The sequence below is a fragment of the Bdellovibrionota bacterium genome (genome assembly GCA_040386775.1).
GTDB lineage: Bacteria > Bdellovibrionota > Bdellovibrionia > Bdellovibrionales > JAEYZS01 > JAEYZS01.
In genome coordinates this window covers 88416-103640 of sequence record JAZKEU010000009.1, presented here as the reverse complement: position 1 = coordinate 103640, position 15225 = coordinate 88416, and the positions used below count along the sequence as shown (strand labels likewise).

At 38.6% G+C, this 15225-nt stretch carries 14 protein-coding genes; 10 read left to right on the top strand and 4 right to left on the bottom strand.

Translation table 11 applies throughout. The features are described from left to right. The 6 genes from V4596_04845 to V4596_04820 all read left to right on the top strand — a co-directional run. The coding region (locus V4596_04845) for a DnaJ C-terminal domain-containing protein (protein MES2768454.1) at nt 1-303 on the top strand (303 nt) is incomplete at its 5' end. A gap of 20 nt (nt 304-323) precedes the next feature. Continuing rightward, the gene (locus tag V4596_04840) at nt 324-2324 is read left to right on the top strand and encodes a penicillin-binding protein activator (protein MES2768453.1); all 2001 of its coding nucleotides are present in this window, start codon (nt 324-326) and stop codon (nt 2322-2324) included. 129 nt (nt 2325-2453) lie between these two features. Then, nucleotides 2454-2825 carry a TraR/DksA family transcriptional regulator gene (locus V4596_04835; GenBank protein MES2768452.1) on the top strand — a complete coding sequence of 124 codons (372 nt, stop codon included), beginning with the start codon at nt 2454-2456 and terminating at the stop codon, nt 2823-2825. A 114-nt stretch (nt 2826-2939) separates the two neighbouring features. Further along, entirely contained in the window at nt 2940-3290 is a 351-nt protein-coding gene (locus V4596_04830) for a TraR/DksA family transcriptional regulator (protein ID MES2768451.1), read from the top strand. A 73-nt stretch (nt 3291-3363) separates the two neighbouring features. Next, entirely contained in the window at nt 3364-5781 is a 2418-nt protein-coding gene (lon, locus tag V4596_04825) for an endopeptidase La (GenBank protein ID MES2768450.1), read from the top strand. Between the two features lie 143 nt (nt 5782-5924). After that, the gene (locus tag V4596_04820; protein MES2768449.1) at nt 5925-6566 is read left to right on the top strand and encodes a hypothetical protein; all 642 of its coding nucleotides are present in this window, start codon (nt 5925-5927) and stop codon (nt 6564-6566) included. 180 nt (nt 6567-6746) lie between these two features. Here V4596_04820 and V4596_04815 read toward each other — a convergent pair whose 3' ends face one another. Then, complete coding sequence (locus V4596_04815; GenBank protein ID MES2768448.1) at nt 6747-7187, bottom strand: hypothetical protein; 441 nt, start codon at nt 7185-7187, stop codon at nt 6747-6749. 168 nt (nt 7188-7355) lie between these two features. Here V4596_04815 and V4596_04810 point away from each other — a divergent pair, with 168 nt between their 5' ends. From V4596_04810 to V4596_04800, 3 genes are read left to right on the top strand one after another with little or no spacing between them, the layout of a single operon-like run. After that, nucleotides 7356-8543: a patatin-like phospholipase family protein gene (locus V4596_04810; protein ID MES2768447.1), complete on the top strand. Its 1188-nt coding sequence runs from the start codon at nt 7356-7358 to the stop codon at nt 8541-8543. Nucleotides 8544-8598: 55 nt separating this feature from the next. Further along, nucleotides 8599-8934 carry a winged helix-turn-helix domain-containing protein gene (locus V4596_04805; protein ID MES2768446.1) on the top strand — a complete coding sequence of 112 codons (336 nt, stop codon included), beginning with the start codon at nt 8599-8601 and terminating at the stop codon, nt 8932-8934. Then, nucleotides 8931-9407 (top strand): hypothetical protein, encoded by a 477-nt coding sequence (locus V4596_04800; GenBank protein ID MES2768445.1) that lies wholly within the window; start codon nt 8931-8933, stop codon nt 9405-9407. The genes V4596_04805 and V4596_04800 overlap by 4 nt, the downstream gene beginning before the upstream one ends. Here the strand turns inward: V4596_04800 and V4596_04795 are convergent. From V4596_04795 to V4596_04785, 3 genes are all read right to left on the bottom strand, one after another. Next, nucleotides 9391-9666, bottom strand: coding sequence for a hypothetical protein (locus tag V4596_04795; protein ID MES2768444.1), 276 nt, complete (start codon nt 9664-9666; stop codon nt 9391-9393). The genes V4596_04800 and V4596_04795 overlap by 17 nt on opposite strands. A gap of 169 nt (nt 9667-9835) precedes the next feature. After that, nucleotides 9836-10501, bottom strand: a complete 666-nt coding sequence (locus tag V4596_04790) for a helix-turn-helix transcriptional regulator (GenBank protein MES2768443.1) — start codon at nt 10499-10501, stop codon at nt 9836-9838. Next, complete coding sequence (locus V4596_04785; GenBank protein MES2768442.1) at nt 10491-11396, bottom strand: HipA domain-containing protein; 906 nt, start codon at nt 11394-11396, stop codon at nt 10491-10493. The genes V4596_04790 and V4596_04785 overlap by 11 nt, the downstream gene beginning before the upstream one ends. 425 nt (nt 11397-11821) lie before the next feature. Here V4596_04785 and V4596_04780 point away from each other — a divergent pair, with 425 nt between their 5' ends. Continuing rightward, nucleotides 11822-15223 (top strand): hypothetical protein, encoded by a 3402-nt coding sequence (locus V4596_04780; protein ID MES2768441.1) that lies wholly within the window; start codon nt 11822-11824, stop codon nt 15221-15223. The last annotated feature ends 2 nt before the right edge of the window (nt 15224-15225 follow it).

Below are 15225 nucleotides of genomic sequence, written 5' to 3'. Positions count from 1 at the left end.
AATGATATTTGGGTAGATTTTCCTATCCCACTTCCGGCCGCTATACTTGGCGGAAGTCTAGAGGTTCCCACATTAACTGGACGCGTGATGCTCACAATCCCACCAATGACTCCATCTGGTAAAGTTTTTCGACTCAAAAACAAGGGCTTTCCTAATGACAGCGGTCCCGAAAGTGGGTCACAATATATAAAAGTCCTCGTGGATATCCCGAGCGATCTTAACGAAAAAGAGCGAGAGTTTATCGAATCTCTTTCAGAAAAAGAATATACACTTTCTAAAGAGTTCAAAAGTAAGCTTTCATAATTCCGAAAATAGGTGAACTCATGAAATCTATAACAAGATTATTTTTATTTTTTTCTATCAATGCAATTCTTGTATCTTGTACTTCTCAGCCCGTAAAAAAAGATCCACCACCTCAGGCTGATCAAAGCGTACAAAAAGAGTTTGCTCTGGCAAAAGGAGACTTTGCGAAAAATCCAGCAAGAGCTCTAAAAAGAATTGAACTTCTAATTCAAAAGCATCCAAAAACAGCGACTGCCTCTGAAGCGGCAAAGGTTGCTGGAGATTATTACCAAAAGAATGGACGCTCTGATCAAGCTGTAAATGCATACTCTTTTATTTTAAATAACGAATACCAAGAGCCTTACGAAGGTGAGACTTATACAAAAGTCATTCGTGTTTACCTCTCTCAAAGAAAAAATGACCAGGCTAAAAATCTTTTAAATCAAGCCTTGAGGTCAGGAGCATTGACTCCTAACGAAAGAGCCGAGCTTTTAAATTATAAAATAGAATTTTTAAAACTAGAACAAGATGTGATGGGCCAGCTTGAAACTCTAGCTGAAATGCATAGAGTTTCTGAGGACCCACAAAGTAAAATGACCTATAAGATCAGAGCCACTTCAATTACTGATTCTCTAGTTCGACCACAAGATCTAGATGCTGTTCTTGATAATTCAAAATTGGAATTTGTACATTCGAGTATTCACTTTAGACTTGGAAGCGTCGCTTTCGAACAGTCTGATTTTTCTAAAGCCCGATCACATTTTTCAAGAGTGATTTCTCTAAATCCAGAAAGTGATCTTGCAGAAAACTCAAGAGAATTTCTGAAACAATTAGATGCAAGATCAAGTGTGGATACAAAAACTATTGGTGTTATTCTTCCACTGAGCGGAAAGAATGCTGATATCGGAAGAAGTGTTTTGAATTCGATTCAGCTTGGACTCGGTATATATGATCGCAAAACAAATATTCGCCTAGCTGTGATTGATAGCGAAGGAAAATATCTAGATGCAAGACGCGCAGTAGAAAAACTTGTTGTTGAAGACCAAGTTGTTGCAATCATCGGCAGTCTACAGAGTAAAACCGCAACAAATATTTCTTCCAAGGCGCAAGCGCTTGGTGTTCCTACGATTGTTCTTTCTCAAAAATCAGGTATTACTCAAATTGGCGATTTTATTTTTAGAAATGCTCTAACAAGTGAAATGCAGGTTCAGTACATCGTTAAGACAGCCGTAGAAAAATTAGGATTCACAAAATTTGCAATTCTCTATCCCGAAGATGCCTATGGTGCCGAATATGCAAATCTTTTTTGGGATGCTGTTCAGTCCGCAGGCGGACAAATTAAAGCTGCTCAATCGTATGATCCAAAAGAAACAGATTTCAGGGGTTCAATACAAAAATTAGTGGGTACATACTATACAGATGATCGCGCTCTAGAATATAAAGCGAAGTTTGAAGAATGGAAAAAGAAAGTTCCTCAGGCTACGGCTAGAAATGAAACTCCAAAAGATTTGCTACCTCCCATTGTCGACTTCCAGGCTCTTTTTGTTCCAGACAATACGCGTGCTCTGGGTCAAATCGCCGCTATGCTTTCTTTCCAAGAAGTAAAAGACATTACGCTTTTAGGAACAAATATTTGGAACACTCCTGGAGTAATAGAAAGAGCCGGATCTTTTGCAAAATCGATTGTTTTTGTGGATAGTTTCTTGGGACAAGATCAAACTTTTACTAACTCTGATTTTTATAAGAAATATTTTCAAGCTTTCGGCAAAACTCCTTCTCTATTTGATCTCCAGGCCTATGATACGGCTCTTATTTTAAAAGATGCTGTCTCTGGAGTTAGCTCTAGATCAGAATTACAGATGAGATTGGCGGGTTTACGCTCGGTTAAAGGTGCTTTAAATACCCTTGATAGCCAAACTACTCGCGACTTCTCACGCCCAATTGTGGCTCTTACTGTGAATGACGGTAAGATTTTAACTCTAGATCAAGCTCAAGCATTGCCGGCAGCGAGTACGCCTAATAGTTCCAATAAAAAGAAATAATAGATTTTAATCTAACCGTTATCGACAGATCCCCCGTCTTATTCTCGTGATCTGGACGTCTGGTCCAGGTCGCTTACCAAGGACAGGATGTCCGTAAACATAAAGGAATTTTAACGGGGGAGAAACGTTATGCTAACACCGGAACTGGTGCAGATTTGTAAGAAGAAGTTGATAGAGGCTAAACAAGATATATTAAATCGTTATAAGGATGCTCAGAAAATGTTGTCTCAGCATTCAGACGATAAGGGGGGCGACGAGGGTGATCAGACAATGAGAATCCTTGCCGAAAAAGAAGCCTTGCTAGCACAAAAAAGACTTCGTGAAGCACTTCTGGAAATCGAATCTGCACTTTATAGAATCGAGGCTGGCATGTACGGAGTATGCGAAGAAACCGATGAACCAATCGAGTCCGAGAGATTGTTGGTTATCCCTTGGACTCGATTGAGTATAGAAGGTGCAGAAACTAGAGAGGCACCAAATTATCAAAAGAGAGTTGATTAAAATTTGATCAAATGAATTTTCACTGAGCTTTCTCTAAATTTTTTCTAAAACAGAGTGCGTTAGGCACTCTGTTTTTTTATTGCCTTAAATACAAAGCCAAATTAAATCTCACTCATGTTTTCATCTAAAATTCTTAAAAGTTGCAAAGAACGTTTACTCTCAGAAAAAGAGGAAGTACTTAACACTTTGAAAGTGAATGGCAAACCTCCTGAGAGTGAAGAAACTCTTGGAGACTTTGGAGATCAGAACATTCGCGCCATCAATGAGCATCAATGGTTTCTTTTTCAAAATCGCCTTAGAAAACAATTGCTCGAAATCGAATCCGCACTGCACAGACTTGAGTCTGGAGAATATGGAATTTGCGAAGAAACCGAGCAACTTATTGAGGCCGAAAGAATTTTAACTCTACCTTGGACAAGGTTATCACTCGAAGGTGCTAAACTAAGAGAGAGTTTACAAAGATAGTCTTAAAGGCACACCCAATACCTCCGATAAATCATTTGTGAGACTAATGTTTCACAAATCAGTGGAGGATTGAATGAGCGCCGATGACAACAAGCTGCTAGATGTACCTGAGAAAATACCACTTCTACCTGTAAGAGATATAGTTGTATTTCCTTACATGATTCTTCCGTTATTCGTGGGAAGAGAAAACTCAATTAAAGCAGTTGAAGAAGCTTTAGCAAAAAATAGATTTATCTTCTTAGCTTCTCAAAAAGAACTTACAGAGGAAAACCCTACAGAAAACACAATTTACGAAGTTGGAACAATAGCAATGATCATGAGAATGAGAAAGCTATCGGACGGCAGAGTTAAAATTCTTATCCAAGGTGTGGGAAAAGGTAGAGTTAAAAAATATTCTAAGACAGAACCATACTTTGAAGTTTCAGTAGAGAAAATCGAAGAAACAGCAGTTCAATTGCCAGAATTAGAAGTAGAGGCAATGATCAGAACCGTAAAAGAGCAATTAGAAAAAATTATCGCACATGGAAAACTTTTATCACCAGACATCTTGTTGGTATTGGATGAAGTCACCGACCCAGGAAGACTTGCAGACCTCATCGCTTCTAATCTAGGACTTAAAGTTTCTGATGCACAAAACATCTTAGAAACATTTGATCACAAAGCTAAGCTCAAACTTGTTAGCAACATCTTAACTAATGAATTAGAAGTTCTAGCAATGCAAAATAGAATCAAGAACACTGCCAAAGAAGAAATGTCTAAGTCACAAAAAGAATATTTCTTACGAGAGCAATTGAGAGCTATTAAGAATGAACTTGGTGATACAGATTCTAAATCTGAAGAAGTTGATGAAGTAAGAGAGAAAATCTTATCTGCTGAAATGCCGACAGAAGTTGAGCAAGAAGCTATCAAGCAACTTGGAAGATTAGAAAGAATGCACCCAGATGCTTCTGAGGCTTCAATGATCAGAACATATTTAGATTGGATGACAGATCTTCCATGGAATATCGAAACAGAAGACAACTTAGAGTTAAAACACGCTAAAATTGTTCTCGATGAAGATCACCATGAATTAGAAAAAATTAAAGAAAGAATTTTAGAATTCCTTGCAGTGAGAAAACTCAAGAACTCTATGAAGGGACCAATCCTTTGTTTCAATGGACCTCCTGGAGTTGGTAAAACCTCACTTGGTAAGTCGATCGCAAGAGCAATGGGACGAAAGTACTTCAGAATTTCTCTCGGCGGCGTGAAAGACGAAGCAGAAATTCGTGGTCACAGAAGAACATATGTTGGAGCAATGCCTGGAAAAATCGTTCAAGCATTAAAGCAAGTAAAATCAAAGAACGCCGTGATCGTACTCGATGAGATCGATAAATTGGGTTCAGATTTCCGCGGCGATCCATCGGCAGCAATGCTTGAGGTATTGGATCCGGAACAAAATGCAACTTTCAGAGACAACTACCTGAATGTAGACTTTGATTTGAGCAATATCATGTTCATCGCTACATCTAACGTACTAGAAAATGTTCCAGCTGCTCTTAGAGATAGAATGGAAGTGATTAATCTTTCTGGTTACACAGAACACGATAAGGTGATCATTGCTAAGAAGCACGTTGTTGAAAGACAAATTGAAGCCAACGGTATCACTGCTGAAAATATCGAGTTTACGGATGAGGGCCTTGCTCACTTAATTAGTGCTTACACTAGAGAGGCAGGACTGAGAAATCTAGAAAGAGAAATTGGAAGTGTTTGTAGAAAAGTGGCTAAAGACGTTGTGCTACAAAATGTGAAGAAAAGAGTTATTACTGCAAAAGTTGTCGAAGAATTATTAGGTCCAGCTCGTTATCAAAGAGACGAAGATATGGACCAAAATAGAATCGGTGTAACAAACGGTTTAGCTTGGACATCTGTGGGTGGTGAAGTTCTCTTTATCGAAGCCATCAAGATGAAGGGTACGGGAAAACTAGTTCTTACAGGCCAAATGGGCGATGTGATGAAAGAATCTGCGACAGCAGCTATGTCTTACGCCAAAGCCAATGCGAAAGAATTAGGAATTGATGATAAGATTTTTGACACTTATGATTTCCACGTCCATATCCCAGAAGGCGCGACTCCTAAAGACGGTCCATCTGCAGGCATCACGATGGCAACATCACTGATCAGCTTGTTCACAGACGTGCCCGTAAGAGGCGATGTGGCGATGACGGGTGAAGTGACGATCACAGGTAGAGTATTGCCAATAGGTGGCTTAAGAGAAAAAGCTCTTGCAGCCCTCAGACTTGGAGTAAAAGACGTGATCATTCCATACGCAAACGTGAAAGATCTTAAGGACATCCCTGAAGACTTCAGAAAAGAATTGAATTTCATTCCAGTGAAATACTTAAACGATGTGATTGCGATTGCCCTAGATAAAACGAAGGCTAAGAAAACATCGACTAAGGCAGGCGGTGGCGGTCACAAGAAAGAAAAGATCGCTTCTTCCCCTGCTGCTTAATCCAGAATAATGGTGAGGTTAGATTTGTTTTAACCTCACACTGTTGCTCAATTGTTACCAAAGTGTTGCATTGAAAACTATTTTCCTAAGTAATTTCAATTTTGACTAAGGTCCAGTCTGCTCCATACCGATACATTCTATAGATGAAAAAAAGAGATATATTTTTATTTTTAAGCTTCGCCACACTATTTGTGCTCTTCGCTATCTTTCAAAATTTTTCATTCCCCACAAAACAACTTCAGCAAATTACAAATAAAGATTTTTTCCCAGGAAAGCTTCATAAGTTTATTCCCACTTATGCTTTTAAAAATTACATAGGTAACAGCGAAGATATCGAAGCTCCTTATGGATATAAAGAGGAAATCAATAGAAGAATCGCCAGCCAAGATGCTCCTATTATTTTTGATGATAGAAAATTTGTGAAAGATGAATTAAAAGCTTTGCCTGTTTATAAAAATATAAAAGACATGATCGAAACAAGCTCGAGTGATAATACTGCTCCTTGCATTGATAACCCTATCGAGCCACTAAACAACTGCTTTACAGAATATAATGGTGAACATTCTAAATCCGATTCTGGCTCCTTAAAAATAAAAGCAAATCCTCTTAGAGGAACTGCAAGTATTTCTGTGCCTGGAGATATCGAATCAAAAATGATGTATGATGGTGATCGCAATAGCGTGAATGTTCAGTTCAAAAAATCTTTAAATCCAGATGCAGGTTTAAAAGTAGAATTGGACTCTGAACAACAATCTGGATCCATCAACATCGACGTGCGCTGGTAAAAATTCAAGAGGCAGTATTCTTTCCGGATCCTCCTACGCAATTTATTACGCATCATGACCCGGAAAGGGAAGCTGGTACCTTTACCATGTGCTTCTTGTATGGCGCTGAAATTTTTAAATCAACAGATTTGAGAACAAAGTGTGCCAAAATACTGGCACACCGGCTATCACATGCTCATTTCAAAAATGATTTTTTCTCGATGAAAATCCATTGATATTTTCTAGTTCTTTTTTAAGTCTTTCATTATCGAATTCCAAAACTCGAACCAGTGTTTTCAAATCAGAAACTTCTTCTTTCAGTTGAAAGATTTGTTCTTCTTTGCCTTGCAGTGAGGCAAGATATGCTTTTTTAAGTTCTTCTAGGATCTCATTTTTCTGTACAGTTTTTGGCTGAGGATCAAGAGCCCAGTCTGTACTTGAGGATTGAGCAAATTGGTTTGGCATCACAATTGGTTTGCGGCCTCTGGTTGCTTTTTCAACAGAATCATCGACGATAAAGTATTTTCCATCTTCCAACTTAAATAGAATCGAATTGTCTTTGATGCGTCTTCTTAGCGTAGAAATGCTAATTTGATGTTTGTTTGAGTATTCAATTAACGGAAGCCAGTTTTCTTGTTCCATACTAAAACCCAGATTACTTCAGCCCCCCAATTAAGCAAATAAAAAGGTACCAGCTTCCCTTTCCGGGTCATGCTGCGTAATTTTATCGCGCACAATAAGCCAGATAAAGGTTGGTGCTTCGCGATTGGCCGCGTTGCATCCGTAAGGGGAACCTGATACCTTAGAAGAATGCGTTTCAAAAACAAGAAATCAGTGGCCCTTGTTTTAAGTGGTGGCGGTATTAAAGCTGCCGCTTTTCATATTGGTGTATGCCTAGCTCTTGAGGAAAAAGGTTTTAAATTCCGTGGCGGATTAAAAAAAGACTTTCCAGACAATGACATAAATCCAGAACCTCTATCAATCAATACCTATGTGGGCTCTAGCGCCGGTGCAATGATCAGCACCTTTCTTGCTGCAGGATATACCGTAGAAGATTTAATTATCGCTTTTGAAATGGGGATTAAAAAAATATCTCAAACAAATCCCAAACTAAAGCCTCTCACCTATTGGGATATCTTTGCGCTGAATTCTCCTGGATTTTTAAGAGCAATCCCTACAAAACTCAGAACTAAATCTTTGGTGACGGGCGGATTTGAATCTTTCCTAAAAAATGGATTTAAATTGAACGGATTATTTTCTACGCGTGGTTTAGAAAAATACTTAAGAAATCACGTTCTACCGACAAATGATTTTAAAGAACTCGCAAGCAAGCTATTCATCGTTGCCACAGCTCTCAATAGTTCACGCAAAGGTGTCTTCGGCGCTCATGAAGCTAGTAGTCATGACGATAAAATCATGAATATAAATTCTAGCTCTATCAGCGAAGCGGCAGCAGCGTCGATGTCTCTTCCTCCCGTTTATTGTCCATACGGAATAAAAAACGATAAGAATGAAACTGTCTATTTTTTTGATGGAGAAATTAGAGATACTCTTTCCACTCACGTTGCCTCAGACAATGGCGCGGACCTCGTGATCGCCAGTTATTCTATGCAACCCTATAATTATAATGAAAAGATGGGGAGCCTACATGAATACGGTATTCCTCTAATATTGAACCAAGCGCTCTATCAATTAGTGGAACAAAAAATTCTTAAAAACATGGAATATCAAGATAGCCTCAAGGCAGTCTACAAAGCCATCGATGGTTATTTCAAAGAGGCGAATCTGCCTGATGAACACCGACAAAAGATTTTAGAGATTGTAGAAAAAAGAACGAACGTAAAAAAAGATGTGGATACTCTTTATATTCATCCAAATCCTCAAGACTACGAGATGTTTTTCGTGGATCACTTTTCGCTCAATAAAGAAATTCTAGAAAGAATCGTAAAAATCGGATTCAAAAGCGCCCTAAGAGTCTTAAGGCGCTATGATATTTGATTTTAATCTTGATAATTACCTAATTTAGGTCTATACTTACCTAAAGTAGGTAATTATGCTATTTGAATTATTTGGCAGTCGAACAACGGAAAAATGCCTTATTTATCTCGCAGCACAGGGAGAGGGCTATCCTCTAGAAATATCAAAAACCTTTAATATTAGTAATACACAGGTAAATAGAACTCTTAACAAGCTAGAGCAGGCGGATATCTTGGTTGGAGTTCAAATGGGGCGCGCGCGAATCTATTCATTAAATTCTTTATGGTTTCTCGCTAAAGAGCTGAGGGCGTTGCTTGATAAGGTAATACTTAATATGTCTCTAGAGGATCAGGAAAAATACTTTATGAAAAGGAAACGCCCTAGAAAAAAAATAAGGCTATCTAGCAGATGAAAATCAGTCGTAAAATGAATCGTAAATTATTTGCTGCTGCTGTGGTGAAACAGCTCGGAATTCATGGTATTTCCTGTGTTCTGGTTGGGGGAGCTTGTGTTTCAATTTACACAAACGAAAAATATGAGTCTAAAGATTTAGATTTTATATCTCCATATTCTTTGGAAGTTATTTCTAAAGCTCTAAAAGAAATTGGCTTCACAAAAAACGGTAGATATTTTGTTCATCAAAATTCCGACTTTTATGTCGAATTCCCAAGCGGTCCTTTAGCTATAGGAAATCAAATTTCGATAAAGCCTGAAGGAAAAATGAAGATAAAAGATATTACTATAAAAATGCTTTCTCCTACACAATGTGTGATGGATAGGTTGTCTGCATGGTTTCATTGGAGCGACAGAAGAAGCTTGATTCATGCACTCTGGGTTTGTAAAAAACATCCTGTAAATTTAGATAAAATTAGTAAAAGCCTATAGCTCCCATTGAACACCCTGAAGGAATCAATACTGCTTCGTCATTGCCTAAGTCTGGTGGTGTGTGAATTCCTACACCCTCTGGCAAAAACTTGTGCTTGGTATTTAATTCTGCCATAGCTTTCTTCAAATCTGATTGTAAACTAAAATCAAACTGAAGTTTGCTTAGCGCCACTTCGATTTGATCTGGATGTGATATCTGTAACTCAGGAATTTCTAAATCATCGTTGATTCTTTCCTCATAAATATCTAGCATTTGCACAGCTGGTTGATTACATTACTCCTCGGTGATCACCATTGATCAAGCAGACAGATATAAGGTTAAAGAGATTCTAATTAAAGCAATTGAGGAAATCCGCTCTGTTGTGAAAGATTCTAAGGAAAATTCTATTTTTTCTTACAGTTTGGATTTTTGGGAGCTGTAATTAAATTTACAGTGCTTGCTTCTTCTTCCGTTTTTGAGTTTCAAAATGTTGCCATAGTCTATTGAAGGTATTGGAGTGCAGCTTACCTATAGATAGTGACAATTGCCAGAGTGCCACTTGCGGAAATTGTAAATAAATCTGTAGACGCCTTAAGGTTCCCATCTCCACTTTTTTCCCCGCTTCTAGTCTTTGCAATGTCGGCCAATTCATATCAAAAGCAAGAGCCACATCCTGAATGGAAATATCCAATTGCTCTCTAAATGCTTTTAAATCAGAAGTGGAAAATTCATTCTTAACAATCGGCTCAAATATAAAAGTAGAAGGGCCTTTTCTGCCAATCGACACCAATAATACTATGGGATTTTTTTCTTCCGGCGATATTCCTTGCGCTAAACAATAATCTTCATAGGCAGGATTATCTTGATCTGGAATTCTATCTGCAAATGATGGGAAAAGTTTTTTAGAAATATTTGTCTTCTTAAATAAATCTAATTCCTTACCTACAGGGATTGCCTTTTTCGAACGAGCATATTTGGGATCATATTTAAATTCAAACTGAGACTTAGATTCGTCCCACTTCAAAGTTCCCACAAAAATTCTTCTCTTACGACTTTCCGCAAACACATGAAGATGATTTTTATCAATGTTATTGAAATCAGTTTTATAGGCCATCTGCGAGCTCCTTATGTCTTTTTAAAAGCAAACGTTTCATTGCCGCTTTCATCAGCGGTGTGCAGTAGCTGTTTTCGATGAGCTCTTCAATTTTAGGAACCTTTACTTTATTTGCAAATTCTTCCACTAAACTGCCCTGCCCCAAGCGCTTTAACTCTTTGACGTAATCTTTCATTGAAGGCTCTTTGGTTTCTAAGGTTGCTATGCGACCTGTTGGATGAATATCTGCATTGAGTATGGGTCCTGCAAACAATCCAAGATTAGAGACGTTATCATAAATGGGAGAAAGCACGGTCTTCGATGGAGTAACAATAAATGCTAGATTACCTCCATGGCGGTCATTATTGCCGATCAATGCATCAAAAAGTACGGTGTTGTAAAAGACATCCACATCGTACGGGCGCTTTGTTGTTTCTTCGATTGTCTTTGCTAATGTTTCGCAGTCATGTTTATCGTCAGGGCGATATTTGTGTATAGGATCTAGATTGGCGGTTGCGCTTCCTTTTTTTATAAAAACTTTTGTGACGAACACTAACTCTGAATAAAAATTAATATAAAAATGATCCGCAACAGGTAAGCCCACTAGGCTTCCAATTTGATTACACAAATATTCTACTTCCGGAAGCTCGGGGCCTTCTTTTTCCATGCGCATTTTTAAGATGTAATTATCCGTTCCAAGATCAGCAGAATATTTCTTGAATTTTCCATGATAAAAAGATGTGTTATTGGGAGAATAATTTGGATTTTTTTGAGACGAGCTCTGAGCGGATCGTTGAGTTAAACTTAAGAAATCTGTATCTGCATCCACCTTGAACCACGCCACAAAACATTTAGGGTGCAATCCATATCTATCTGCCTCATTACTAACTTCGAGTTTACATCTCAAACATAACATAAAGATATATTGCATTACATATCATATGATATCAATATATATTTAATATCATATGATATTATTAATTTGTGCATATCATATGATATCAATTTATATGATAGAGATTTCAAAGGGTTACGTTTTGCCTCTTGAATTAGAACCTCTTTTAAATTCTGATGATGAAAATTTTATATGACTAATAACTAGCTCTAACTCACCGACTTTGATCCCTCCCGCCGCCAATTGTTGCACAAATGTAGCTTAGAAAATTCAAAAAAGACTTTTTATGACGCCAAAACCTCCTCTTAAACACATGTTATCGCACGAGTTCCAATAGCTTTATTTTTAGCTGGCACAAAAACTGCTCATTAAGCATCTGAATACGCTCAGGTGTTTGATAACCTTTGGAATAAATCCAACAAACTTCCTGGCCTATTTTTTAAAATATGAAAACACCATTTTTTTTAAGATCTTTAATCATTACCGTTGTTGCCATACAAATTTCTTTTTTCCCTTTGGTTCAAGCGCAACAGCTTTCCAATATCGATGTCTCCGGTCAAAAAGGGGAAGATGGGAAGCATGGAACTTCTTATGATGGGGAAGCCTCTAGACAAACAACGGGGCGAGATGGTGAGAACGCTACAGAGGCTACTGCTGGAAAAAATGCAGGCAGCATTGATATAAAATTAAAACAGTCCGGAAACCCTTTAGAAGGACAGCTTGTCCTTGAGGGCGTGGCCAAAACTACATCGGGTGAAAGCAAAAAATCTGTTCAATTAAATATTGGAGACAATGGTTACATTCACTTGGTGGCTAAAGGTGGAAAGGGTGGAGATGGCGGCAATGGCGGTAACGGTGAAAGAGGAGGCAAAGGAAGAGATGGTTCGGATGCCACTCGCTATAGCTCTGGCGATAACGGAGGTACCGGTAGCACTGGCGGGACCGCCGGAGAAGCCACTGATGGAAAAAAAGGTGGGGATGGCGGGCAAATTCGTTTGAGAGTTCATGCCGATGAAACTCACCTTGCAATGTTGGTAAAATCAGATGTCACTGGAGCATCCGGTGGTAAAGCTGGAACACCGGGCACTCCCGGAAGCGGAGGTCCTGGAGGAGATGGCGGCAGTAGCTATTCTTGGACCGAACAAGAATCCAGAACAAGATCTGTTCCCGATGGAAAAGGCGGAACAACCATTGAAACTTACTACGAAACTACTCATCACTCAAATCCTGGTGGCAGCAGTGGACCCAAGGGTAGCGATGGCCGTAGAGCTTCTAAAACTCCCACCGCCGGCGCCGACGGTAAAGACGGTCGATTCATTATCGAAGTGGATGAAGGCTCAGGTAAAACATCAGAATACAAATCTGTCTTTGATATTGAAATTTTAAACTACGATTTAAAACCCCTTGATCAAAATGATATCTATGAACCCAATAGAAAAGTAGAAGTTCGTGGAATCAGAATTCGCAATCGCGGAGGCATGCCGACGCCCTCAAAAATGGTAGTACTCGTTACGCTCGCACATGCAGACTGGGTCGTTGCCGAACCTATCAAATTGGAACTTCCTTTTTCTCTTCAGCCGGGCCAAGAAATTGTTTTAGATAAACCTTTACGATTTACCGTTAAAGACGTCGTGATAAATAAGTCTGGTGCCAGGTTCACCGAAAGATCTGCCACTCGAGTAGATGCATTTCAAACTGGTGCAAACCGATATTTCACCGGCGCAAAAGAAATGCCCTTCCAAATCACTTTTCCCGTAGAAATCACGCCGATCACCGTTCTTAGATCCGTGGCTCCCGGAGAAGCTTCGCATATCATTTGGGAAGTTAAAAACATATCTAACAGAGACTTCGGAAGTGAAACCGAATTAAAAAGACAAATCATCACAGACCTAAACTTGGCCGGAGGAGATTTGCCCGCAGATCAATTAGAAATTTTAGATGAAAACGGTAATAGATTTGAAAATTCAAATCCTTTCGCCCGCGCGATTTTATCTCTGGGACCTAAAGGTTCTGGCAGAGACACCGCAATAGTAAGAGCTATTGTAAAAGTAAAGCCTGAGGCCGCAGAAAATGTCCACCGCTCGCACAAACTGCAAACCAGACTTGCGCTCTCAGATGAAAATGGAAAATTTAGAGATGTACAGTTTCACGAGCAAGAAATACGAGTTTTGCAATACTTTAACTCTAAGGAACAATTAGACTGGCTGGTGGTTATAAATAACGACACCACGAGAGAAGAAGTGGACGCATGGAAAAAATTAGCCAGATCTAGAGGAAAAAGATTAGATGTTTGGGATCTCTCTAGTTATGGAGTACTTGATTTACAGAGTAGAATTTTGGATAACAAGTCTTTAGCTGATTTATTAGGTGGAAAGCTTGTAATCCTTCTAAATAATTCTTTCGACCCCGGAATTGGTTCTACCAAAGGGCAGTTTTTCTTAGCCCAAAAGGATTTTTTACTTTCTGCTTCAACCAAAGGAATTAACTTTTATATTCCTGGACAATTCAGTGAAGACCGCTCAGAAAATATTTTAGAAAGATTGCTGGTACCTCACGGAGACATCCTTATTAATGAGCATGGCAATCAAAAACAATTTTTTAATTACGTACGAGATAGCTGGGATAGTTTTAGAAAAGGACAGCGTGGTAAAAACGAAGTATCTATGGATGAAACTCATGTGATTACCGAAGAAGATTTTTTATCTATTAAAGGCAGTGATGTTCGTTTTAGACATTTTGTAGAGGGCTTTTCATATTTCTTTGCTACCCGCTTTATGGTTTGGGGAAAACCCAGCGAAAAATACATTAAAAAAATTGCCGAAAAAACAGGTAATCTTTTAAATTTCTATTTTCCCAATAGAAAGTTTGTGGTGACCTATGAATTTGATCCTCAATTGAAACAGGAATCCAATTTTTTATTTTTTAAGAAATGGAATCTAGGCCGCATTGAAGTACGAAGAACAAATGACAAAAATCTTGGGGCAGCCGTTGTTCTCGATGTGAAAGATGACAAGCTACACTCTCAGGATTTTGTTCTCGGCAAAGAGAATTTTGCGGCCCTTGGCTTATCAGAAAACTTTGAATCTTTGACCAGAGAATTTATAGATTATCTGAAAGACAAAACTTGGGTCGATCTACCTGAAACCGAGAAACACGAACGCGCTCTACTCCTCGCAGACGTTCTACTAAGTCACATCGTAGATGATCAAATCATGCTTAGAACTCAAAAAATGAAGGGCGAAGCCCAAGATATAGAATTCGAAATGAAAAAAATGAGATATTTAAAAGAGGCTCTTCATGAATCTTCAGAAGAGTTGGTAAGAAACTCACTCATAACGCCGGCGAAAAAAAATGTTTTCATTCACTTTATGTCAAATATTGAGACCTTTGAGGCAACACAAATGTCATGGTGGCAAAAAGGTGTTTCACTGTTTGTAACAAGCCAAAATGATGCTACCGGAAAAATCAGCAAAAAACTTAGATTAGCGATGATGTCGAGCTTACTTTCAGAAGAAGAAATTTCTTCTAAAAATGGTGAATATAAAAAAACAGTTCTACAGAAAATTCAAAATTTTAAAAAAGATTACAAAACTCAAAAATCTCTAAGCAGACCCGAGCTTGGACAAAAGAGAGCTGCCCTTCAGTCCAATAAATCTATTACAAGCCAAACAGAATTAACAAGGGTAGGGCAAAACTTAGTGATGCCGAGAGCTAGGTACAATGAAATCAGAACCCGCGAACAAGAAGCCGCCCGCGCTCAGCAAAATTTAAGTGCATCCATTCATGCTCAAAGGGATCAGTTAACCGTTAAGCCAGGTGCAAATACTTGCGCCACTCTTTTTAACTAGAA

Bases quoted from the DNA above. Each gene is read 5' to 3' on its own strand.
- V4596_04780 (MES2768441.1), top strand. From the start codon at position 11,822: ATGAAAACACCATTTTTTTTAAGATCTTTAATCATTACCGTTGTTGCC.
- V4596_04790 (MES2768443.1), bottom strand. From the start codon at position 10,501: ATGGCCTATAAAACTGATTTCAATAACATTGATAAAAATCATCTTCAT.
- V4596_04835 (MES2768452.1), top strand. From the start codon at position 2,454: ATGCTAACACCGGAACTGGTGCAGATTTGTAAGAAGAAGTTGATAGAG.
- V4596_04800 (MES2768445.1), top strand. From the start codon at position 8,931: ATGAAAATCAGTCGTAAAATGAATCGTAAATTATTTGCTGCTGCTGTG.
- V4596_04810 (MES2768447.1), top strand. From the start codon at position 7,356: ATGCGTTTCAAAAACAAGAAATCAGTGGCCCTTGTTTTAAGTGGTGGC.
- lon (MES2768450.1), top strand. From the start codon at position 3,364: ATGAGCGCCGATGACAACAAGCTGCTAGATGTACCTGAGAAAATACCA.
- V4596_04830 (MES2768451.1), top strand. From the start codon at position 2,940: ATGTTTTCATCTAAAATTCTTAAAAGTTGCAAAGAACGTTTACTCTCA.
- V4596_04785 (MES2768442.1), bottom strand. From the start codon at position 11,396: ATGTTATGTTTGAGATGTAAACTCGAAGTTAGTAATGAGGCAGATAGA.
- V4596_04805 (MES2768446.1), top strand. From the start codon at position 8,599: ATGCTATTTGAATTATTTGGCAGTCGAACAACGGAAAAATGCCTTATT.
- V4596_04820 (MES2768449.1), top strand. From the start codon at position 5,925: ATGAAAAAAAGAGATATATTTTTATTTTTAAGCTTCGCCACACTATTT.
- V4596_04815 (MES2768448.1), bottom strand. From the start codon at position 7,187: ATGGAACAAGAAAACTGGCTTCCGTTAATTGAATACTCAAACAAACAT.
- V4596_04840 (MES2768453.1), top strand. From the start codon at position 324: ATGAAATCTATAACAAGATTATTTTTATTTTTTTCTATCAATGCAATT.